This is a genomic window from Serratia sp. LACPHL-BACT-2024-00286 (assembly GCF_043109535.1).
GTDB classification, from domain to species: Bacteria; Pseudomonadota; Gammaproteobacteria; order Enterobacterales; family Enterobacteriaceae; genus Serratia; species Serratia sarumanii.
The window spans coordinates 417,641-440,539 of the sequence record NZ_JBICNA010000003.1 but is presented as its reverse complement, the minus strand read 5'-3'; the positions used below and the strand labels follow the sequence as shown (position 1 = coordinate 440,539).

The following is a 22,899-nucleotide window of genomic DNA, read 5'->3' as shown; positions in this document are numbered from 1 at the left end:
ATTAATGGGGCAGCGGGGCCAGTTGCTTGTTGCGGCGGAACTTCGCCTGCAGCCGGTCGAAGTAAAGGTAGACCACCGGGGTGGTGTACAGCGTCAGCAGCTGGCTCATCACCAGACCGCCGGCGATGGTGATGCCGAGCGGCTGGCGCAGCTCCGCGCCGTCGCCGCTGGTCAGCACCAGCGGCAGTGCGCCGAACAACGCCGCCAGCGTGGTCATCATGATCGGCCGGAAACGCAGCAGGCTGGCCTGAAAAATCGCCTCGCGGGCGCTGATGCCGCCGTTGCGCTGCGCCTCGAGCGCGAAGTCGACCATCATGATGGCGTTTTTCTTCACGATGCCGATCAGCAGCATGATGCCGATCAGCGCGATCAGGCTGAACGGCGCGCCGAACAGTTCGAGCGCCAGCAGCGCGCCCACGCCGGCGGAAGGCAGCGTGGAAAGGATGGTCAGCGGATGGATATAGCTCTCATACAGCACGCCGAGCACGATATAGACCGTGGCGATAGCCGCCAGGATCAGGATCAGCTGCGACTTCAGGGTGTCCTGGAATACCTGGGCGGTGCCGGCGAACGCGCCGCGTACCGTAGACGGCACGCCGAGCTGAGTCATGGTGCGCTCTACCGCGGCGGTGGCGTCCGACAGGCTGCCGCCGTCCGGCAGGTTAAAGGAAATGGTCGAGGCGGCGGACAGCCCCTGATGGTTGACCGACAGCGGCGCGTTGGCCGGCCGCCAACTGGCGAAGTAGGAGAGCGGTATCGCCTTGCCTTCGCTGTTGATGATGAACATTTTGTCCAGCGAGCTCACGTCCTGGGTGTAGGGCGGCGCCACTTCCATCACGACTTTGTATTGGTTGAGCGGTTGATAGATGGTCGAAATCTGCCGCTGGCCGAAGGCGTTGTTCAGCAGGTTGTTGGCGTCGGACACCGAAATGCCGAGGCGCGCCATGGTTTCGCGATCGTAGACCAGATCCATTTCCGAGCCTTTATCCTGTTGGTCCGAGTTGACGTCCGCCAGCTCGGGCAATGCGGCCAGCGCGGTGCGGATCTTCGGCTCCCATTCGCGCAGCGCGGCGAGATCGTCCGCCAGCAGCGTGTATTGGTAGCTGGCGTTGGCCTGCCGGCCGCCGACGCGGATATCCTGCACCGCCATCAGAAACAGGCTGGCGCCCGGTTCTTTGGCCAGGCGAGCGCGCAGGCGGGCGATCACTTTCTGCGCGTCGTCGCTGCGTACCGACAGGGGTTTCAGTGAGATGAACATCGAACCGCTGTTGGTGCGCGAGCCGCCGGTAAAACCGGTGACGTTTTCCACGTCCGGATCTTCGCGCACGATTTTCATGAAGTCTTCCAGTTTGCCGCGCATCGCCTGGAACGAAATGCTTTGGTCGGCCTGGATAAAGCCCATCAGGCGCCCGGTATCCTGTTCCGGAAAGAAGGTTTTCGGGATGCTGATATACAGCCAGACGTTGAGCGCAAGGGTGGCGAGGAACACCGCCAGCACCCAGCGCGAGTGGCCGAGCACCCAGTTCAGCGAGCGTCCGTAGCCCTGCTGCAGCGCCAGCAGCATTTTGCCGAAGCCGCGCGCGCGCCGCTGCGAACGCGCCGGCTGGTGGCGCAGCAGGTAGGCGCACATCATCGGCGTGAGCGTCAGCGAGACGATGAGCGACAGCCCGATCGATACCGACAGGGTGACGGCGAACTCGCGGAACAGGCGCCCCGGCAGGCCTTCCATCAGCAGCAGCGGGATAAACACCGCCACCAGCGAAACGCTCATCGACAGCACGGTGAAACCGACTTCCCGCGCGCCCAGCAGCGCGGCGTTGATCGGTTTCATGCCGGCTTCGACATGGCGGGAAATGTTTTCCAGTACCACGATAGCGTCGTCCACCACAAAGCCGGTGGCGATGGTCAGCGCCATCAGCGACAGGTTGTTGAGGCTGAACCCGCACAGATACATGGCGGCGAACGAGCCGATCAGCGACACCGGCACGGCGACCGCCGGGATCAGCGTGGCGCGCCCGGAGCGCAGGAAGATGAACACCACCAGGATCACCAACCCGATGGCCATCGCCAGCGACTGTTCCACCTCGGCCAGCGACGCGCGAATGGTCGGCGAACGATCCTGCGCGACGCTGAGTTTAATCGAGGCCGGGATATTCTCCTGCAGGGCGGGCAGTTCGGCGCGAATGCGATCGACGGTTTCGATGATGTTAGCGTCCGGCGCGCGGCTGATGGCCAGAATGATCGCCGGTTTGGCGTCGGTCATCCCGGCGTTGCGCACGTCTTGCACCGAGTCGTTGACCTCGGCCACGTCGGCCAAACGCACCGCCGAGCCGTTGTTGTAATGAACGATCAGCGGACGGTAGGCATCGGCGGTTTTCAGCGCGTCGTTGGCCTGGATCTGCCAGCGCTGCTGCGGGTTTTCCACGGCGCCCTGCGGGCGGCGCACGTTGGCGTTGGCGATGGCCTGCCGTACGGCGTCCAGCGACACGCCCTGATTGAACAGCGCCGAAGGGTTCAGCTCCACCCGCACCGCCGGCAGTGAGCTGCCGCCCACGGAAACGTCGCCGACGCCCTCGGTCTGGCTGATTTTCTGCGCCAACTGGGTGGAGGCGAAATCGTAAAGCTGCCCCTGGCTGTAGGTGTCAGAGGTCAGCGTCAGGATCATGATCGGCGCGTCGGAAGGGTTGACCTTGCGGTAGCTGGGGCGGCTCGGCATGCCGGTCGGCAGCAGGCTTTGCGCGGCGTTGATCGCCGCCTGCACGTCGCGCGCGGCGCCGTTGATGTCGCGATCGAGATCGAACTGCAAAATGACCCGGGTACTGCCGAGCGAGCTCATCGAGGTCATTTCGTTAACCCCGGCGATGCGGCCCAGCGCGCGCTCCAGCGGCGTCGCCACCGAGGACGCCATGGTTTCCGGCGAGGCGCCCGGCAGCGACGCGCTGATCGAAATCACCGGAAAATCCACCTGCGGCAGCGGCGACACCGGCAGCAGGCGAAAGCCGATCGCGCCGCTGATGGCGATGGCCAGCGTCAGCAGGGTGGTGGCCACCGGCCGGTGAATGAACAGGGCGAAGAATTTCACTGTAGCTCCTGCGTATCCGGCTGGCGATGCGTGTTGCGCGCCAGTTTGTCAAACAGCAGGTAGATCACCGGCGTGGTGAACAGCGTCAGGATCTGGCTCATGATCAAACCGCCGACCATACAGACGCCGAGCGGATGCCGCAGCTCCGCGCCGACGCCGGTGCTCAGCATCAGCGGCAGCGCGCCGAGCAAGGCCGCCAGCGTGGTCATCAGGATCGGCCGGAAACGCAGCAGGCAGGCCTGATAGATGGCGTCGCGCGGCGATAAGCCCTGTTCGCGTTCCGCCGCCAGCGCGAAGTCGATCATCATGATGGCGTTCTTCTTAACGATGCCGATCAGCAGGATGATGCCGATGATGGCGATCACGTCCAGCTCGCTGCCGGCCATCATCAGCGCGAGCAGCGCGCCGACCCCGGCGGTCGGCAGGGTGGAGAGGATGGTGACCGGATGGATGAAGCTTTCATACAGCACGCCCAGCACGATGTACATCGCCACCACCGCCGCTAAAATCAGCCACAGCGTGCTGCCGAGCGCCGCCTGGAAGGCCAGGGTCGCCCCCTGGAATTGGGTGGTGATGTCCCTCGGCATGTTGAGATTTTCTTCCGCCTGGGTGACCGCGTCGACCGCCTCGCCGAGCGAGTAGCCGTCGGCGACGTTGAACGAAACGGTGGCCGACGGGAACTGGTCGAGATGGTTGACCGACAGCGGGCCGAAGCGCTCTTCGATTTTGGCGATGGCGCTCAGCGGCACTACGGCGTCGTCGTTGCCGCTCAGACGGATCTCATTGAGCGCCGCCAGCCCCGGCGTCGCGCTGACGTCGTGCTCCAGCACCACGCGGTATTGGTTGGCCTGGGTGTAGATGGTGGAGATCAGGCGCTGGCCGAACGCGTTGTACAGCGCATTGTCCACGTCGCTCATGGTGACGCCGAGGCGGGAGGCCGAATCGCGATCGACATTGACGTAGGCCACCAGCCCCTGATCCTGCCAGTCGCTGGTGACGTCCGCCAGCTGCGGGGTTTGCTTCAGCTCATCCATCAGCTGCGGCACCCACAGGCTGAGATCGTCCAGCGACATCGCCTGCAGGGTGAACTGGTACTGGGTGCGGCTGACCTGGGTATCGATGGTCAGATCCTGCACCGGCTGCAGATATAGCTTCACGCCGGGGAACTGCGCCGTTTGCTGCTGCAGGCGGCTGATGATCGCCGGAATGCGCTCGCTGCGTTCGCTCAGCGGCTTCAGATTGATCTGCAGCCGGCCGCTGTTGAGCGTGGCGTTGCTGCCGTCGACGCCGACGAACGAGGTCAGGCTCTCCACCGCCGGATCTTTGAGGATCTGCGCCGCGACCTGCTGCTGGCGCTCGGCCATATTGCTGAACGAGACGCTCTGCGGCGCTTCCAGCGTGCCCTGAATGATGCCGTTGTCCTGCACCGGGAAGAAGCCTTTCGGGATCAGCAGGTACAGCAATACCGTCAGCGCCAGGGTGCCGACGGCCACGCCGAGCGTCAGCCAGGGATGGTTAAGCACCGTTTTCAGCCACTGGCCGTATCGCGCGATCACCCGGTCGAAAAAGCGTTCGGAGGCGGCGGAAAACCGGTTCTGCTTGCGCAGCGATTCATGGCTGAGCATGCGCGCGCACATCATCGGCGTCAGCGTCAGCGACACCACGGCGGAGATCAAAATCGCCACCGCCAGCGTCACGGCGAACTCGCGGAACAGGCGGCCGACGATGTCGCCCATGAACAGCAGCGGGATCAGCACCGCCACCAGCGAGAAGGTCAGCGAGATGATGGTGAAGCCGATCTCGCCGGCGCCTTTCAGCGCGGCGTCGAGCGGTTTTTCCCCTTTCTCGATGTAGCGCGAGATGTTCTCGATCACCACGATGGCGTCGTCCACCACGAAGCCGGTGGCGATGGTCAGCGCCATCAGCGTCAGGTTGTTGATGGAGAAGCCGAGGAAGTACATGGCGGCGAAGGTGCCGACCAGCGACAGCGGCACCGCCACGCTGGGGATAATGGTCGCCGGCACGTTGCGCAGGAACACGTAGATCACCATCACCACCAGCGCGATCGCCAGCAGCAGCTCGAACTGCACGTCGCTGACCGAGGCGCGGATGGTGGTGGTGCGATCGGTCAGCACCTTGACGTCGACCGATTTGGGCAGGCTTTTAATCAGCGTCGGCAGCATTTCGCGGATGCTGTCGGCGGTGGTGATGACGTTGACGCCAGGCTGACGCTGAATGTTCAGCACGATCGCCTGTTGCTTGTTGGCCCAGGCCGCCAGCCGGGTGTTTTCCGCCCCTTGTTCGATGGTGGCGATATCCTGCAGGCGGATCGCCGCGCCGTTCTGATAGGCGACGATCAGCTGGCGATAGTCGTCGGCGGATTTCATTTGGTCGTTGGCGGACAGGGTGACCGAGCGGGTCGGGCCGTCCAGGCTGCCTTTCGCCGAGTTGACGTTGGCGTTGCTGATGGCGGCGCGAATGGTTTCACTGTTCAGGCCATAGGCGGCGACCGCCGCGGCGTTCAATTTTACGCGCACCGCCGGGCGTTGGCCGCCGGCCAGCGTCACCAGGCCGACGCCGGTCACCTGAGAAATTTTTTGCGCCACGCGGGTTTCCACCATGTCTTCCACCTGCGTCATCGGCATGGCGGTGGAGGTCACGGCCAGCGTCAGGATCGGCGGATCGGCCGGGTTAACCTTGCTGTAGATAGGCGGGTAGGGCAGATCGGTCGGCAGCAGGTTGGTGGCGGAGTTGATCGCCGCCTGCACTTCCTGCTCCGCGACGTCGAGCGGCAGCGCCAGCTGGAACTGCAGCGTGACCACCGAGGCGCCGCCGGAGCTTTGCGACGCCATTTGTTTGAGGCCGGACATCTGGCCGAACTGGCGTTCCAACGGCGCGGTAATGGCGGAGGTCACCACGTCCGGGCTGGCGCCGGGATACAGCGTCACCACCTGGATGGTGGGGTAATCCACCTCCGGCAGGGCGGACACCGGCAGCGCGCGATAGCCGATAATCCCCGCCAGCAATATCGCCACCATCAGCAGCGTGGTGGCGACCGGACGCAGAATAAACAGGCGGGACGGACCGCCGCCGGCGTTGGGAGGCATCACCTGCATCAGGACTTCCTCTGAACGTCAGGTTCGCGCTTGGCGTTGGCCGCCGCCGGCGCTTCGCTCGGCGCGAGCACTTCCACCTGCATGCCTTCGGTCAGGCGATCGATGCCGTCGGTCACCACCCGATCGCCGGCGTTGAGGCCGGCGCTGATCACCACCTGCCGGCTGTCCTGCACGCCGGCGGTGACCCGATGTTTGCTGACCCTGTTGTCTTCGCCGAGCGTCCAGACGAAGTTGCCCTCGTTGCCCATCTGCAGCGCGGCGGTCGGGATCACCACCGCATCGTGCAGGGTATCCACCTGCAGCCGCGCGTTGACGAACTGGTTGGGGAACAGCGCGTCATCTTCGTTGGTGAAGCGCGCTTTCAGCTTGATGGTGCCGGTGGCGGTATCAATTTGGTTGTCCAGGCTCAGCAGCGAACCGGTCGTCAGCTTGTTCTGATTGGTGCGATCCCAGGCTTCGACGCTCACCGGCCCGGCTTTTTGCGCCTTGAGCAGATCGGCGATGTTGCCTTCGGGCAGCGTGAACACCACGTCGATCGGGTGCGTTTGCGTGATCACCACCAGACCGGTGGTGCTGCCGCTGGTGACGTAGTTGCCGACGTCGACCAGTTTCAGGCCGACGCGGCCGTCGATTGGCGCGGTGATGCGGCTGTAGGTGATCTGCAGTTTGGCGCTGTCGACCGCGCCCTGATCGGCCTTGATCGCGCCTTCGGTTTGCTGCACCAGCGAGGCCTGCGTATCCAGCTCCTGGCGGGAAACCAGATTGGTTTTCACCAGCTGCTGATAGCGCGCCAGATCGCGCCGGGCGTTGGCCAGCGTGGCCTGATCTTTTGCCAACTGCCCCTGGGCCTGGGTCAGCTGCACCTGGAACGGCCGGGGATCGATTTCCGCCAGCAGATCGCCGGCTTTGACCTGCTGGCCTTCGGTAAAGTGGATCGCCATCAGTTGGCCATCGACCCGGCTGGTGACGGTCACGGTATTGGCGGCGGTGGCGGTGCCCAAGCCGGAAAGATAGCGCGGCACCGTCTGGCGGGTGGCGGTCGCCGCCTGCACCGGCGACATCGGCGCGCCGCGTCTGCCGCCCGCCGCGCGGCCCGCTCCCGTTTTACCGGCGGCCTGGTGCGCGCCCGGCGTCGTCCCGGCGGTCGGTTGAGCGGCGCTGAAATGGCGCCAGGCCAGAACGGCGACGATGATCGCAATCGCCGCAACCAGCAGGCGCAGCAGCAGGGAACGACGTTGGGGTTTTGCATTCATGGTGGTGAAAATTCTCTCCAAAAGGCAGGGGCGCGGGCACTCATTGCCACAAAAATGACACTCCTTACAGGATACTAGTTTAGCCAGCGAAGACGGCATAAAAATGAAGGAAATATGGAGGAACCGTCAGCATTGTCCTAATAAGTGGGTGATTTGAGCGTGCTATGTTTATAAGTGATTTATTCCGGCTTATAGCCAATGCGTTTTAACGATTTCCTGCATTTGGCGCTAATAATTAACAGGCAAATCATTTAACCCATGGAGCCTTTGTGATGAGCAAGAAACAACTGGGCCGTTCGGGCATTCAGGTGCCGGCGTTGACCTTCGGCGGCAACGTGTTCGGCTGGACGGCGGATCAGGCGACCTCTTTCAGCCTGCTGGATGCGCTGGTGGACAATCAACTTAACTTTATCGATACCGCCGATGTCTATTCCAGCTGGGCGCCGGGCAACCGGGGCGGCGAATCGGAAACCGTCATCGGCGAATGGCTCAAGAAGAGCGGCAAGCGCGATCAGGTGATCATCGCCACCAAGGTGGGCAAACCGATGGGCGAAGGCAAACAGGGGCTGTCGCCGCGCTATATTCAGCAGGCGGTGGAGGACTCGCTGCGCCGCCTGCAAACCGATTATATCGATCTCTACCAGTCGCACGACGACGACCGCGATACGCCGCTGGAAGAGACGCTGGCGGCGTTCGATGCGCTGATCAAGGCCGGCAAGGTGCGGGCGATCGGCGCCTCCAACTATCAGGCGGATCGCCTGGAAGAAGCGCTGCGGGTGAGCGAAAGCAACGGGCTGGCGCGCTACGAAACCCTGCAGCCGGAATATAACCTGTATGCGCGCGAAGGCTATGAGGCCGAGCTGGAAGGCGTGGCGCAGCGCCATGGCCTCGGGGTGATCAACTTCTTCGCGCTGGCCAGCGGCTTCCTGACCGGCAAATACCGCAGCAAAGCGGACGAGGGCAAAAGCCAGCGCGGCGATCGCATCGTCGAACGCTACCTTAATCCGCGCGGCTTCCGCATTCTGGCGGCGCTGGATCAGGTGGCCGGCAAGCACGGCAGCTCCCCGGCGCAGGTCTCGCTGGCCTGGCTGATTGCGCGCCCGAGCATCACCGCGCCGATCGTCAGCGCCACCTCGTTGCCGCAGCTGGATGAGTTGGTCAGCGCCACCCGCCTGACGCTGGATGCGGACGACATTCAGACGCTGAACCACGCCAGCGCTGAGTAAGAGCCGCCGGCGATTTTGCTCTATGCTGAAGGGGTCAATATGACTTATTCAGGAAACCGCAATGTCTGGCGATATCATCAACGACCTCGCGACGCTGGAACAGCTGTACGGCAAACCCGCCGCGCCCTCGGTGTTTAAAGAAGTCAGCTATATTCACCCGGCGTACCGCCCGTTTATCGAGGCGGCGCCGTTTGCCGCCCTCTCGACGGTCGGGCCGGACGGCATGGATGTCTCTCCGCGCGGCGATCCGGCCGGTTTTATCCAGATCGAAGACGAGAAAACCCTGCTGCTGCCGGATCGGCGCGGCAATAACCGCATCGACAGCCTGCGCAATATCCTGCACGACAACCGGGTGGCGCTGCTGCTGCTGATCCCCGGCATCGGCGAAACGCTGCGGATTAACGGGCGGGCGGAGATCGTGGTGGCGCCGGCGGTGCTGCAGCGCTTCGCCCAGCGTAATCAGTTGCCGCGTTCGGTGCTGCGCATTCGGGTAGAGGCGGTGTTCTTCCAGTGCAGCCGGGCGATCTTGCGTTCGGGACTCTGGGAAGAGGGCAGCCGCCTCGAACGTTCGGCGCTGCCCACCCCCGGCCATATTTTGGCCGCGGTGAGCCAAACGCGCTTCGACGGTGAGGAGTACGACCAGGCGCTGCCGCAGCGGCTGAAGGATACGCTGTATTAATCGCCGCGACGTTCGCGCCACGTTTGCCGGTTCAGCCGGTACAAGACGTGCTTTTGCAGCGGATGGCCCGCCGGCAGGCGTGGGTGCAGGAAGGTTTCGCCGTCAAATTGCATGCCGATGCGCGTCATCACCCGGCGCGACGGTTGGTTGTTTTCGGCGGTGAAGGACACCACTTCCGGCAAGTGAAGCGTGTCGAAGGCGCACGCCAGCGCCGCGCGTGCCGCTTCAGCGGCGTAGCCGTTGCCCCAATGGGCCGCCGCCAGCCGCCAGCCAATCTCCACGCAGGGGGAACAGGGCAGATCGTCGCCCGGCCGCGCCAGCCCGACAAACCCGATAAAGGGCGCGCCGTCTTTCACTTCCACCGCCCACAGCCCCCAGCCGTGTTGTTGCATGAAGGCGCGGATGCGTTCGGCCTGCGTGCGGCTTTCTTCGGCCGTCATCGTCGCCGGGAAATAGCGCATCACCTGCGGATCGGCGTTAAGCGCGGCGAAGGCCGGCAGATCGTCGTCGCGCCAGGGGCGCAGCCGCAGCCTGTCGCTGTCGAGGGTAAGGATGGTTGACAAGATGCATAGCCTCCAATGAGCAAGGGCGCGGCGAACCGCGCCCTTGGGCCGTCAACGGAACAGCGTTTGCGCCCAGCGCGCCAGCCCGGCGGTGACCGAGCCGAAGTCGTTGCCGCCGACGATCGGAATGCCCGGCAGCTGCTGTTGCAGCGCGGCGCGCAGCAGTGGCGAACGCGCGCTGCCGCCGGTCAGGTAGATCACCTGCGGCGCGGTCTGGCTGCTGGCCAGCGCGGCGCTGACCTGCTCCTGGATGCGCATCAACGGCTGCGAGATGGCGTCGGCGAGCTGAGCCTGGCTGATGCTCTCCGCCAGATCGGCCTGCACGAAGCCGAGCGGCGCGCTGATGGCGGTTTGGCCGGACAGGGCTATCTTACTCTCTTCGGCCGCGCGCACCAGTCGGTAGCTCAGGCGCTGCTGGTACACTTTCAGCAGGCGTTTGACCTTTTCCGGCTCCGCCGCGTCGAGGATCAGATCGCGCAGCACGCGGCCGTTGGCGGCGCTGTAGAAATCGTTTTGCGCCGGCACGTCGTTGGTCGCCACCGCGTTCCAGTAAGGCAGCGCCGGCAGGGCGATGCCTTTCGCGGTTTCGCCGCCCAGGCCGAACAGCGGCATCAACTGTTTGAAGGCCAGCATGATGTCCAGATCGTTACCGCCGACCCGGCAGCCGCTGTGCCCCAGCAGGCTTTGCTGGCGATCGGCGCGGTCACGCCACTGCGGCCCCATCAGCAGCACCGAGCAGTCGGTGGTGCCGCCGCCGATGTCCACCACCAGCACGGTTTGCTCTTCGCTCAGCGTCGCCTCGAAGTCCAGCCCCGCCGCCACCGGCTCGAACTGGAATTCAATGGCTTTGAAACCGGCGCGTTCGGCGGCGCGCTGCAAAATGCCCTGCGCCTGCCGGTTGGCCTCTTCGCCGCCGATGCCCTGGAAGTTGATCGGCCGGCCGATCACCGCCTGATCGATGCCGGTCTGCAGCACGTTTTCCGCCTGGCGTTTGATGTGGAACATCATGGCGCACACCAGGTCTTCGAACAGCGCGATCTGCTGCGGCTTCAGGCCGTTGGCGCCGAGGAAGGATTTCGGCGAGCGCACGAAGTACACCTCTTCCGGATCTTCCATGTAGTGCGCCAGCGCCTGCAGGCCGAACAATACGCTGTCGCCGTTGACCGGAATGTCCTCTTCGCGGTTGTAACTGATGGCGCGGCGCAGCAGCTGCTGGTTTTCTTCGCTGCCGGTCGGCACCTGCCAATGGCGGTGCAGGCATTCGCTCACCGCTTCGCGGGTCGGCGCGCACAGCATCGAAGGCAGATACGGTTCGTTGTTTTCCAGCGTCAGCAGTTCGGGGCCGTGGTCGCGCATCACCGCGACGGAACAGTTGGCTGTCCCGTAGTCGAATCCAATAAACATCTCTTTTTTGTCCCCATGCCAATGAAGGGGGGCGACTTTACCCGAGACGGAGCCGGCGGGCAATGCGCCAATGCGCGAGTGTCGAAAAATTTAGCGGGCGCGGCATCGGCATGCTTAACTTAATGTCCGAATTCCGCACGTCAGCGCGCCAGGCGAGCCCCATAATGCAGAAAAAACCGAACCCGAGCGTTGCCATGAATACTCAACAGCAAGCGTTGTACGACGCGCTGCGCGCGCGTGACCGCAAATTCGACGGCCGCTTTTTCGTCGGCGTCTCTTCCACCGGCATCTATTGCCGCCCGGTGTGCAGCGCCCGCACGCCGAAGCTGGAAAACTGCACCTTCTATCCGAGCGCGGCGGCGGCCGAGCTGGCGGGCTTTCGCCCCTGTCTTAAATGCCGGCCGGAGCTGGCGCCCGGCCTGGCGCTGATCGATCTGGGCAACCGCTATGCGCAGGTGGCGGTGCAGCTCATCGAGCAAGGCTATCTGTCCGAACACAGCTGCGAAGCGCTGGCGGCGCGGCTCGGCATTTCCGATCGCCACCTGCGGCGCATCTTCGCCGAACAGTTTGGCGCTTCGCCTATCGATTACGCGCAGTCGCACCGGTTGCTGCAGGCCAAACGCCTGCTGGCGGATACCGACCTGCCGCTCAGCGAGGTGGCGTTCGCCGCCGGTTTCGGCAGCCTGCGGCGTTTCAACGAGCTGTTCAAGGCGCGCTATCGCCTGATCCCGTCTGCGCTGCGCAGCGGCGGCGCGCGCGGTGAGCGGGCCGCCGCCAGCGGGCTGGTGTTCCATCTGGGCTATCGGCCGCCCTATGACTGGGATCGCATGCTGAATTTCCTGCAGGCGCGCGCCGTGCAGGGCGTGGAGCGGGTCGAGGGACGCCGCTACCTGCGTTCGATCGCCGTCAACCAGGGCGGCACGGAATATCGCGGCTGGGTCAGCGTGCAGCCGGAGGAAGCGCGCAACCGGGTCAGGATCGAGATCGCGCCTGCGCTCAGTTTGGTGACGACGGAGGTGCTGCGCCGCGTGCGCCTGCTGTTTGATCTGGACGCCGCGCCGGATCGCATCAATGAGGCGCTGGGCTCGCTGGCGGCCGATGCGCCGGGGCTGCGCCTGCCGGGCTGCGTGAACAGCTTCGAGCAGGCGGCGCGGGCGGTGCTGGGGCAGTTGGTCAGCGTGAAAATGGCGGCGACCTTCGCCGGGCGGATGGCCGAACGCTGGGGAGAGCCGCTGGCGGCGCCGCATGAGGGCATCACCCACGTTTTCCCCAGCGCCGAACGGGTGGCGCAGCTGCAGCCCGAAGCACTGCGCCCGCTCGGGGTGCAGCTGAAGCGCGCGGCGGCGCTGATCGAGATCGCCCGCGCGCTGGGCGAAGGGCGACTGCAGCTCGACAACGTGCTGGATATCGACCAGGGCATCAGGGCGCTGACCGCGCTGCCGGGCATCGGCAGCTGGACCGCCAGCTATATCGCGATGCGCGCCTGGTCTTGGCCGGACGTGTTTCTGGCCGGCGACTACCTGATCAAACAGCGTTTCCCCGGCATGACGCCGCGCCAGATCGAACGCTATGCCGAACGTTGGCGCCCGTGGCGCTCTTACGCCACGCTGCATCTGTGGCACAACGACGGCTGGGCGCCGGAAGGGGAGGATTGAGCATTCGGGCTAGCGGGGGGGCTCGATCAGCTGCAGCAGGCGGCTCATGCCCTCGCGCATCAGGAACGCCAGCAGCTTTTCCCGCTCGGCTGGCGTCAGGTGGTAGTAATACTCGATCCAGACCCGTATCGGATCCTGGCGTTTGACGTCGTAGCCCGGAGGGTCTGTCTCGCGCAAGGCCGACAGGCTGCGCGCGCCGTACGGCAGGCTGTCGATATGGTATTCCAGCGCTTTGCCCTGCACGCCGCTGCGGCGGCGGCTGAGCCAGCCTTCGCGCCGGGCCATCAAATTGACCCCTTGCGGGGTTGAAGGCAACCCCGCCTTGCCCATCAGTTCCCTGGCGGAAAACCATTTCTTTTCCATAGTCCCTATCCCTGAGCCATCACATGTCGAGGAAAATCAACGGATACGCTGATGTTCGCATGGGAGTTTCATCTTATTTAATCGTTTAAGCTTCAGGTGTTATTTATATCACTAATCTCGCATGGGTTAACACAATGTGAATAACGGGAGTGCGGCACCGCCCGCGAGACGGCGCCGGTGAGGGGGAGGGGTTAGCGAATGCCGAAGTAGCCGTCGCTGAGCAACACCGCCAGCGGCTGCTCCAGCGCTACCTGATCGCCATCCGCCAGATCGATGCCGATATCGCGCAGCGCCTGCAGCGTCACCGGTTGGTGGGCCGGCCCGGCGAGCGTCTGCGCTTTGATCCGATGCGCCGCGCCGTTGAGCATCGAGACCATCAGTTCATCCATCTGGTTGCAGTGCACGTTGGTGATAAAGCGTTCATCGACGCGAATGATGTCGATTTTCTGATCGCCCAGCTCATCGAAGGCATTGATATTATGCCCGAAGCCATTGACGATCAGCCGGCAGCCCAGCTGCTGCAGTTCGCGAAGACACGCCCGGCACTGCGCGGCGTGTTCCAGCACCACGGCCTCATCGACGCTGAACAACAGTGCCTGCGGCGGCAGCGAGGAAGCGCGCACCCTTTCCGTCAGCTCGCGCTGGAAGTCGGTGTTCAGCAGGCTGTCGGTGGCCAGCGGCAACGCGAGCGACAGCCCCTTGCGCTTGATGTCGTCGGCGCAGTGCACCAGCAGCTGCGCCACCGTCCAGCGGTCGATGTCCGGCATCAGGCCGTACAGCTGCGCGGCGGCGATGAATGCCTCGTGCGGCAGCGGCCGATCGTCCGGCGCCATCACCTGCAGCTTCACCTGGTGGAACGCGGCCGACAGCGGCGTCGCCGGCGGCGCGACCGCGCGGGTCAGCAGCCGCAGCTGCCCCTCGCTGACGATCGTCTGCACTTCCTGCAGGCTCAGCAATTCATGCTGCCGCTCCAGCAGCTGTTTTTGCCGTGCTTCATACAGATACACCTGGCCGCGCCCGTGGTGCTTGGCGGTGTAGCAGGCGATGTCGGCCTGGGCCAGCAGCTCGCTGCTTTTGGCGTCGCCGCCGATGCGCGTGATGCCGGCGCTGGCGCCGACGCGATAAATTTTCCCTTCCCAGTAGAACGGATGCTGGCTGATTTGGTTGACCACCTGTTGCATCAGCGATTTGGCCTGCTCCGGCCGGCAGTCGAACAGGATCAGGCCGAATTCGTCGCCGCCCAGCCGGGCCAGGCAGTCGCTGTTGCGCAGCTGGTGCCGCATCAGCTGGGCGATGTCCCGCAGCAAGGCATCGCCCGCCGCGTGGCCGGCGGTGTCGTTCACCGCCTTGAACCGATCCAGATCGAGGAACACCAGCGAATGCGGCGGTGACGGTTCCCCGCCGGCGACGATTGCCGCTTTCAGCTGCTTCTCGAAGCTGGCGCGGTTCGGCAGGCCGGTCAGCGCGTCGTGCGAGGCACTGTAGCTGAGCTTTTTCATCAGTTCGCGCGAGGCGGTGACATCCTGCAGCACCATCACCGCGCCCATGGTTTCACCGTCGAGGGTTTTTAGCGGTGAGACAGACTGCTGCACGTCGAAATAGCGCCCGTCGCGGCTGTGCAGCACCAATGCGTAATCCGCTGGCCACTGCCGTGGATATTGCGTGAGGTTTTCGATTTCCGGGCCGTCTTTGCCGTTGGTCAGGCGCACCACGCCGGCGACGGGCATACCGATCGCCAGATCGAGCGGCCAGCCGCACATCTGCTCGGCCACCGGGTTCATAAAGGTAATGCGCAGGTGGCTGTCGGTGGAGATCACCCCTTCGCCGATGGCGTCGAGGGTGATGTGCAAACGCTCTTTCTCCTCGTGCAGCGCTTCGGCGAGGCTCTTGAGCTCGGTCATGTCGATATTGGTGCCGATCATGCGCAGCGGCCTGCCCTGATCGTCGAGGATCACGTTGCCCTGGCCGCGAATATGGCGCACGCTGCCCTGGCGGGTCACGATGCGGTATTCCATGACGAAAGGCTTGGGGTCGGCCAACAGCGCGGCCAGCTCGCGATCGGTGCGGTCGCGATCTTCCGGCACCAACAGGGTGCGCCACAGCGCCAGCGTCGGCGTTTGGTCGGGATTGAGATCGTAGAGTTCGAACATGCGCTGATCCCAGGTGAAGTTTTCCTGGCTCATCACCCATTCCCAGATGCCGACGCCGCCCACCTGATTGGCCAGCGTAATGCGCTCCACCAGCCGGTTGTTTTCCGCCTGGCTGCGCTTCAAATCGCTGATGTCCTCCACCTGCGAGATGAAGTACAGCGGCAGGCCTTCGGCGTCGCGCACCAGCGAGACCGCCAGCAGCGCCCAGACGGTCTGGCCGTCGCTGCGGATGTAGCGTTTCTCCATGGTGTAGCTGCTGATATGGCCATCGAGCAGGTCGTGCAACTGGCTGAGATCGGCGGTGAGATCGTCGGGATGCGTAATTTCTTGAAAGGTCAGCTTATGCAGCGCCTCAGGCGTATAGCCGAGCAGCGCGCACAGCGCCTGATTGACCTGCAGCCATTTCCCCTGCGGCGACACCAGCGCCATGCCGATGGCGGAATACTCCAGCGCGCTGCGAAAGCGGCTTTCGCTCTCGACGATGTGCTGTTTTTCCACCCGGAAGGCGTGCATCACCACCGCCATCGCGTGCGCCGGGATTAAAATCAGCAGCATCGGCAAGTACAGACCGAGATCGCCAAGGTGCTTGCCGGAAGCCTGGAAATGCAGCAAGCCCAGCGAAATCATCACGGTGATCAGCAAGAGGGTGCAGAAGCAAACGGTGAACGCCTCAAAACGCGGCAGTGCGATGGCTGCCCACAGCAGCGGCAAAATCACGAACGTGAACGGAAAAGGCAGGTAGGTCAGCGCCATAAAGCTGAAAGCCAGCGTAACCATCAGCGTCAGCAATAATGGAAACGGGTTCAGCGCCGTCAGGGTGCGACGGTTATAAGATAGGCCGATCGGCGCCAGCGACAGCACCCCTATCGCTTCGGAAATGAACCAGGTACCGAACGGCTGCCAAAAAGGCTGGCCTGGCGCGGGCACCAGGCCGGCGGCCAGCAGCGCGCTGAACAGCGGGGTAAAAATCACCGCGCACACCACAAAACGCAGCCAACTGGCGAGATCGTTCAACGGATCGTACGGGTCTAGCATGCGGCGCAGCAGCAGGGCGCAAACCGCCGCTTCCAGCAGGTTGATGGCGGCCAGCTTGACGGGCGTGGCGCTGACGCCGAACAGCAAGAAGCTGGCGAGCACGATGCCGAGGCCGCTGGCCAACAGCGGCAGGCCCCAGTGGCGCGGGGCGTGGCGGTACAGCACCGCGATAGCGGCGGCGGTCGGAAACCACAGCGGGGTGAAGTGGCTGGCTTCGCTGGACAGCGACAGGCTCAGCAAGGCGAGCAGAAACGTCGCCAGCGCCACTAACAGGGAATGCGTCAGCACGACGCCTTTGTGGGTGCCGAACGTGTTCGGCGCGCTGATCTCCATAGACACCCTTACCGATGGCCTCTGTCAGTGATTGGATTCATGACGTGGATGAATTAAGACGATTTATTGGCAAAGGGTAGTACAGCGCGAGAGGAAAACCTACCGGGATGGCCGACTTTACTGCGTTAACGCAAACCCGGCGACAGAATGGCGAAAAAGCCGGCGCGCGGCCGGCTTTTCGCGTATTACAGCAGGAACAGGGTGGCGAGGCCGAGGAAGATGAAAAAGCCGCCGGTATCGGTCAGCGCGGTGATGAGCACGCTGGAGCCGACCGCCGGATCGCGGCCCACTTTGAGCATGGTCATCGGGATCACTACGCCCATCAGCGCCGCCAGCAGCAGATTGAGCAGCATCGCCAGCGTCATCACGCCGCCCATCGCCGCGTCGCCGTACAGCAGCCAGGTGATGACGCCCATGATGCCGCCCCACACCACGCCGTTGATGATGGCGACGCCCAGTTCCCTGAGCATCAGGCGCGAGATGTTGCCGACTTCGATCTGGTGCAGCGCCAGCGCGCGCACGATCATGGTGATGGTCTGGTTGCCGGTGTTGCCGCCGATGCCGGCGACGATCGGCATCAGCGCCGCCAGCGCCACCAACTGGGAAATGGTGTGTTCGAACAGGCCGATCACCCGCGAGGCGATGAATGCGGTGCAGAGGTTGATCGCCAGCCAGGCCCAGCGGGTCTTGACCGCCTTGCTGACCGGGGCGAACACGTCTTCTTCCGGGCTCAAACCGCCCATGCGGCGCAGGTTGGTGTCGCTCTCTTCGTTGACGGCGTCGACGATCTCTTCGATGGTCAGGCGGCCCATCAGTTTGCCCTTGGCGTCAACCACCGGGGCGCTGATCAGGTCGTAACGTTCGAACGCGCCGGCCGCTTCATCGGCCTTGTCTTCGGGCTGAAAGGTGGCGGGATCGCTGTCCATCACTTCGCGCACCGGGATCTCCGGATCGTTCAGCAGCACTGCGGTCAGTGGCAGCTCGCCCAACAGGGTGTTTTTGCGATCGGTGACGAACAGTTTATCGGTGGCGTCGGGAATGGTTTTGCGCATGCGCAAGAAGCGATGCACCGCGCCGAGCGTGACGTCCGGCCGCACCGTCACCAGTTCGAAATCCATCATCCAGCCGACGCTGTCTTTGGCGTACTGGCTCATCTCGCGCACCTGGGCGCGCTGCTCCGGCTCCAGCGAGGTCAGCAACCGGCCCATCAGGTTACGCGGCAGGTATTGCGCCAGGTAGGCCTGTTCGTCGACGTCCAGCGTTTTGATCGCTTTGAGCAGGTCTTTGTCGCTCATTTCCTCGATCAGGCTGTCCCAGACCGGTTCGGCGACCTCCACCAGCGTCTGGCCGCGCTTGCTGTTGCCCACCAGCCGCCACAGCGCCATACGTTCGTCCTGCGGCAGCGCCTCCAGCAGGTCCGCCAGGTCGGCGGCGTGCATATCGTCCAACAGACCGGTGATTTCCGCCGTCTGGTTCAGCAGTTCGCTTTGGCTGAGGGCGTGTTCATCCCCTGGCCGGCCGAGAATGCCGTCGACCAACTCCTTATTGTTCAACAGCAGAGTGAGAATGCGCTGGCGGTATTCAGCGACTTTTTTGACGTTATGGGTTGCGGCTGACATGGTGTTCCTTTACGGGCGCTCGGCGTTCCTGACGCAGGCTCATTAAAAGATAGAGCATAGCGGGTGCCGGCGTCATTTTTATGAAACGGCCGGGGTGCGGCGGTTATTCAGAGGAGGCGTCCTGTTGCGGCGCGCTGACTTCGGCGGCGTTTTGCGCAGCGGCCTGCTTTTTTTCCTGATGATGAGGCACCGCCACCACGGCGGCGTACAGCAGTCGGCCGACTAAAATGATAAAGCTGATAAACAACACTATCTTCGTCATCTGTCCGGTGGTTTTCTTGCGCATATATCACCCGGTATGCCGGTGTCCTGTGTTATTCACTCGAGAATTTGTAAGCGGATTTTAGGCGCTGATGACAAAAGTTGTCCATTTTTTTCCGGCGTGCGGGGCGGTGTATTAGGGCTTCGTTTAGGTTGACGGGGCGAGGGCGGAAAGAAAAACCCCCTGTCTGGCAGGGGGGGGGGATCAGGCGGAGCGCTAGGCGGAGCGCTGTTCGTTTTGCGAGCCTTCTTCTTCGATCAGCAGCTTCCAGCCGACGACGTCGTTCCAGTAGGCCTGCTCGCGCTCGAAATCGAGCTGCACCAGGTTGTTTTGTGCCAGGTAGCCGGCCGGGAAGCGCAGCGTCCAGTGGTTGTCGTCGGTGGTCAGGCGCAGCGTTTCCGGCGTGGTGGTCGACTGACGCTGGTTGTTGAGCAGGGTGCTCAGACGCAGCAGCTGGATCAGCGGCAGGTAGTGCTTCTTCTTGAACAGGTTGAGGCGCGGCAGCTCTTCGAGCTTGATCGCCTTGCGGTGGAAACGCACCAGCGCCGCCAGCAGCAGCTGCTGTTCCTGGTTGAAGCCAGGCAGGTTGGAGTTTTGCAGAATGTAGGCCGAATGGCGGTGCATGCCGCTGTGGTTGATGCTTAGCCCCACCTCGTGCAGCATGGCGGCCCATTTCAGCAGCGCTTCCAGCTGCGGATGCGCCAGCTTGGTGTTTTGCGCCATCCACTGCGAGTAGAGCAGCTCGGTGGTTTCCAGCACCCGCTTGGCCTGTTCGCGGTCGATGTTGTAATGATCGGCCAGGCTCTTGGCGGTGCGGCTGCGGATGTCCTGATGGCGGAAGCGGCCTTCCATTTCATACAGCACGCCTTCGCGCAGCGCGCCGTCGGACAGGCGCAGATCGCGGATCGCCAGCGCGTCGAACACGCCGCACAGGATAGCCAGCCCCGGCACGAACACCGATTGGCGATCCTCCGACAGCCCCGGCAGGCTCAGCGAGCTGAAGCTTTTGAACTGCAGCACCTGTTCGGCGAGCATTTCCAGGCGATCCAGGGTGATGAGACCGTCTTTTTCCCCCATCGCCACCAGCACTTCGTGGGCGGCCTTGATGGTGCCCGAGGCGCCCAGCGCGTACTGCCAGCCCTGAATGCGGTACTGCCAGGCCAGCGTTTCCAATTTTTGCGCCGCCGCCAGCCGCGCGCGGCGGAAGTTGTTTTTGCTGATCTCGCCGCCCGGGAAGAACAGCTGGGCGAAGCTGACGCAGCCCATGCGGCGGCTTTCCGCCAGCAGCGGCTCGAAGTCTTCGCCGATCACCAGCTCGGTGGATCCGCCGCCGATGTCGATCACCAGCTTGCGGCCTTTCTCCGGCTGAGTGTGCTCCACGCCCATGAAGATCAGACGCGCCTCTTCCTGGCCGGCGATGATTTCGATCGGGTAGGGGATCACTTTGGCGGCGCGCTTGAGGAACACTTCGGCGTTCACCGCCTGACGCAGGGTGTGCGTCCCGACGATGGTGACGTTATCCGCCGGGAAGCCCTGCAGCCGTTCGGCAAACAGCGCCAGGCAGGCCAGGCCGCGTTCTATCGCCTCTTCACTGAGTACGTTGTTGCTGTCCAATCCGTCGGCGAGATGCACCCGCTGTTTTAAACGGCCCAATACCTGTAAGGCGCCGTTGACGACGCGGGCGATCACCATGTGGAAACTGTTCGACCCGAGGTCGATGGCGGCGATTTCCTGCGGTTTGTTCGTTGCAGTGTTTTTTAGCGGCATAGTTGCTGGCCTACTGTCCTGGTTGTTCCAGAGCTTTTAAATACTCGTAAATAGCCACCTGGGCACGCACTTTGCGGCGGTTGCCGCGCGGCACGTACTGGTTGCTCAGTTCTTTATCCACATAACGGGCCTTGACCGTATCGCTGAACAGGATCTCCAGAATGTCCAGAACGCGCTGTTTCAGCGCCGGATCCAGCAGCGATACCGCCACTTCGATACGGTAATCTATGTTGCGGGTCATCCAGTCGGCGGAGGACAGATACACCCGTTTGTCACCTTTATTGTCGAAAACGTAAACCCGGTCGTGCTCCAAAAAGCGATCGACGATGCTGATCACCTGAATATTGTCGCTGATCCCCGGCAGGTTGGGAATCAGGGAACACATGCCCCGCACCAGCAGGCGGATCTTCACGCCGGCGCCGGACGCGGTATATAACCGATCTACCAGCCCTTTATCCACCAGATTATTAATTTTCAACATAATGCCGGCCTGTTCCCCCGCCTGGGCGTTGGCGATTTCGTTGTCGATCAGCTCATACAGCTTCAGGCGCGAGTTCTGCGGCGACACCATCAGGTTGTCGAAGGTGACCGGCCGGTAGGGGTTCTCGATAAAGTTGAACACCCGACGCACCTCGTTGGTGATGCGTGAGTCGGCGGTCAACAGCGAATAGTCGGTGTAGATGCGCGCGGTTTTTTCGTTAAAGTTGCCGGTGCCGATATGAGCATAGCGCACAATTTCATCGCCTTCACGGCGTGAAATCAGGAACAGTTTGGCGTGGATTTTCAGGCCCGGCGCGGAGAAGATCACGTGTACGCCGGCCTCGGTCAGGCGCTTCGCCCAATGAATGTTGGCTTCTTCGTCGAAGCGCGCCTGCAGCTCGACCACCACCGTGACTTTTTTGCCGTTGTGCGCGGCGTGGATCATCGATTCGATAATGCGTGAATCTTTCGCCACCCGGTAGATGTTGATCTTGATAGCCAACACGCTTGGATCGAACGACGCCTGGCGCAGCAGCTCCAGCACGTGCTCGAAGGTGTGGTACGGATAGTAGAGCAGCACGTCTTTTTCGCGAATGGCGTCGAAGCCGTTGCGGAAACCGTCGAACCAGATGTGACGCAGGCGCGGCAGCGGCTTGTTGACCAGGTTGGCCTTGCCGACGTTCGGGAAGCTGATGAAATCTTTGAAGTTGTGGTAGCGGCCGCCGGCGATCACCGAATCGTAGTTGGAGATGCCCAGCTTGCCGCGCAGCAGTTCCACCATTTCGTTCGGCATGTCGCGCTGATACACGAAGCGCACCGGCTCGGCGGTCAGGCGCTGTTTCAGGCTGGAGGACATCAGTTCCAGCAGGCTGGATTCCATTTCGGTCACCAGATCGTACTCCGCGTCGCGGGTCATTTTCATCGAGTAGGCGTTGAGCGCGTCGTAGTCGAAGAAGCCCTTGAAGATATCGTCCAGGCAGTAACGCAGAATGTTGTCCAGCAGGATCATCGGCTTGCGGCGGCGCGGCGCTTCCGGCGGCAGATTGACGAAGCGCGGCACCTTGTCGGACGGGATCTCCAGCAGCGCATAGTCGATGCGCGCGCCGCGGATGATCTCCACCGCCAGATAGGTGTAATCGTCTTTCAGGAACTGCACCAGGTTGGTGTCGTGGTTGATCAGGATCGGCGTGATGTGCTGGCGCAGATGCTGTTTGAAATATTGCCGCAGCCAGATTTGCTGGTTCTCGGACACCTGGCGTTCGTTGATCAGGAAGATCTGGTTACGCGCCATTTCCAGCAGCAGATCGTTGTACAGGCCGTCGAACTCCTGATCGGTTTTCAGCACCTTGGCCTGGATCTTTTTCAGCAGGTGGCGCGAGGCGCCGGCGGAGCCTTGCTCTTCGCTGATCAGGATGCGCCGTTTGAGATCGGCGAAGCGGACTTTATAGAACTCGTCGAGGTTGTTGGAGTAAATGCCCAGAAAACGCATACGTTCAATCAGGGGATTGCTCTTATCTGCGGCTTCCTGCAACACGCGTTCATTAAAGGATAACCAGCTTAGTTCTTTTTCGATGTAGAGCTTTTCCTGACCCATTGCCACTCCAGTTCAAATTTAGAATAGGATCCGGGACGCAGCGCCCGGATGCCGCTCTAGTGTCCTGGATCATTATTGCGAGAGATTGACAGGAAAGTCCAACATATCCATTGCGTTGGCGCGCGGCATTTTTCGGCGGCAATAAATTTTCGCCGAGGCGGGACGCCCGGCAGTGAAGTGAGTAGCATGAAATGACGATTAGCAGGCTCATTTTTAGTGACATTAAGCGTGTTTACGGTCATTTTTCAGCAATATACCGACGCCATATTGTCTGTTTGCAGTGTAAAAAACCTGGGCAAAGCAGGGTAACTTTGTCAT

14 protein-coding genes are annotated in these 22,899 nt (G+C 62.8%); 3 read left to right on the top strand and 11 right to left on the bottom strand.

Annotated features, from left to right (window positions below; all coding sequences use genetic code 11):
- Nucleotide 1: 1 nt before the first annotated feature.
- The 3 genes from mdtC to ACF8MC_RS11750 are packed head-to-tail and all read right to left on the bottom strand — an operon-like array spanning nt 2 to nt 7,451.
- A complete protein-coding gene (mdtC, locus tag ACF8MC_RS11760; protein WP_164105164.1) occupies nt 2–3,082 on the bottom strand; it encodes a multidrug efflux RND transporter permease subunit MdtC in 3,081 nt (1,026 codons plus the stop codon).
- Nucleotides 3,079–6,198, bottom strand: coding sequence for an MdtB/MuxB family multidrug efflux RND transporter permease subunit (locus ACF8MC_RS11755; RefSeq protein WP_164105165.1), 3,120 nt, complete (start codon nt 6,196–6,198; stop codon nt 3,079–3,081). The genes mdtC and ACF8MC_RS11755 overlap by 4 nt, the downstream gene beginning before the upstream one ends.
- On the bottom strand, nt 6,198–7,451 hold the full coding sequence (locus ACF8MC_RS11750; protein WP_164105166.1) for an MdtA/MuxA family multidrug efflux RND transporter periplasmic adaptor subunit: 1,254 nt from the start codon (nt 7,449–7,451) through the stop codon (nt 6,198–6,200). Before ACF8MC_RS11750 ends, ACF8MC_RS11755 begins: the two co-directional genes overlap by 1 nt.
- Nucleotides 7,452–7,723: 272 nt before the next feature.
- Between ACF8MC_RS11750 and ACF8MC_RS11745 the strand changes: the two genes are divergently transcribed.
- Both ACF8MC_RS11745 and ACF8MC_RS11740 read left to right on the top strand, forming a co-directional pair.
- Nucleotides 7,724–8,677 carry an aldo/keto reductase gene (locus tag ACF8MC_RS11745; protein ID WP_041036271.1) on the top strand — a complete coding sequence of 318 codons (954 nt, stop codon included), beginning with the start codon at nt 7,724–7,726 and terminating at the stop codon, nt 8,675–8,677.
- A 61-nt stretch (nt 8,678–8,738) separates the two neighbouring features.
- On the top strand, nt 8,739–9,356 hold the full coding sequence (locus tag ACF8MC_RS11740; RefSeq protein ID WP_049194866.1) for a pyridoxamine 5'-phosphate oxidase family protein: 618 nt from the start codon (nt 8,739–8,741) through the stop codon (nt 9,354–9,356).
- Here ACF8MC_RS11740 and ACF8MC_RS11735 read toward each other — a convergent pair.
- Together ACF8MC_RS11735 and yegD are read right to left on the bottom strand one after the other, a co-directional pair.
- Nucleotides 9,353–9,919, bottom strand: coding sequence for a GNAT family N-acetyltransferase (locus ACF8MC_RS11735; protein ID WP_164105167.1), 567 nt, complete (start codon nt 9,917–9,919; stop codon nt 9,353–9,355). The two genes, ACF8MC_RS11740 and ACF8MC_RS11735, sit on opposite strands and share 4 nt — an antisense overlap.
- 51 nt (nt 9,920–9,970) lie before the next feature.
- Nucleotides 9,971–11,323, bottom strand: coding sequence for a molecular chaperone (yegD, locus tag ACF8MC_RS11730; RefSeq protein WP_033635533.1), 1,353 nt, complete (start codon nt 11,321–11,323; stop codon nt 9,971–9,973).
- A 164-nt stretch (nt 11,324–11,487) separates the two neighbouring features.
- On the opposite strand from yegD, the gene alkA reads away from it, so the two are divergent.
- Nucleotides 11,488–12,978, top strand: a complete 1,491-nt coding sequence (gene alkA, locus ACF8MC_RS11725; protein WP_164105168.1) for a DNA-3-methyladenine glycosylase 2 — start codon at nt 11,488–11,490, stop codon at nt 12,976–12,978.
- Nucleotides 12,979–12,987: 9 nt separating this feature from the next.
- Here the strand turns inward: alkA and ACF8MC_RS11720 are convergent, their stop codons facing one another.
- The 6 genes from ACF8MC_RS11720 to ppk1 form a co-directional block, all read right to left on the bottom strand.
- Nucleotides 12,988–13,341: a DNA-binding protein gene (locus tag ACF8MC_RS11720; protein WP_033635531.1), complete on the bottom strand. Its 354-nt coding sequence runs from the start codon at nt 13,339–13,341 to the stop codon at nt 12,988–12,990.
- Between the two features lie 191 nt (nt 13,342–13,532).
- A complete protein-coding gene (locus tag ACF8MC_RS11715) occupies nt 13,533–16,859 on the bottom strand; it encodes a diguanylate cyclase (RefSeq protein WP_164105169.1) in 3,327 nt (1,108 codons plus the stop codon).
- Between the two features lie 185 nt (nt 16,860–17,044).
- Entirely contained in the window at nt 17,045–18,478 is a 1,434-nt protein-coding gene (gene mgtE / locus ACF8MC_RS11710) for a magnesium transporter (protein WP_033654569.1), read from the bottom strand.
- Nucleotides 18,479–18,581: 103 nt separating this feature from the next.
- Complete coding sequence (locus tag ACF8MC_RS11705) at nt 18,582–18,764, bottom strand: YfgG family protein (protein ID WP_004941600.1); 183 nt, start codon at nt 18,762–18,764, stop codon at nt 18,582–18,584.
- Nucleotides 18,765–18,956: 192 nt separating this feature from the next.
- Nucleotides 18,957–20,507 carry an exopolyphosphatase gene (gene ppx, locus ACF8MC_RS11700; RefSeq protein ID WP_033635528.1) on the bottom strand — a complete coding sequence of 517 codons (1,551 nt, stop codon included), beginning with the start codon at nt 20,505–20,507 and terminating at the stop codon, nt 18,957–18,959.
- 10 nt (nt 20,508–20,517) lie between these two features.
- Nucleotides 20,518–22,581 (bottom strand): polyphosphate kinase 1, encoded by a 2,064-nt coding sequence (ppk1, locus tag ACF8MC_RS11695; RefSeq protein ID WP_033648827.1) that lies wholly within the window; start codon nt 22,579–22,581, stop codon nt 20,518–20,520.
- Nucleotides 22,582–22,899: the final 318 nt, after the last annotated feature.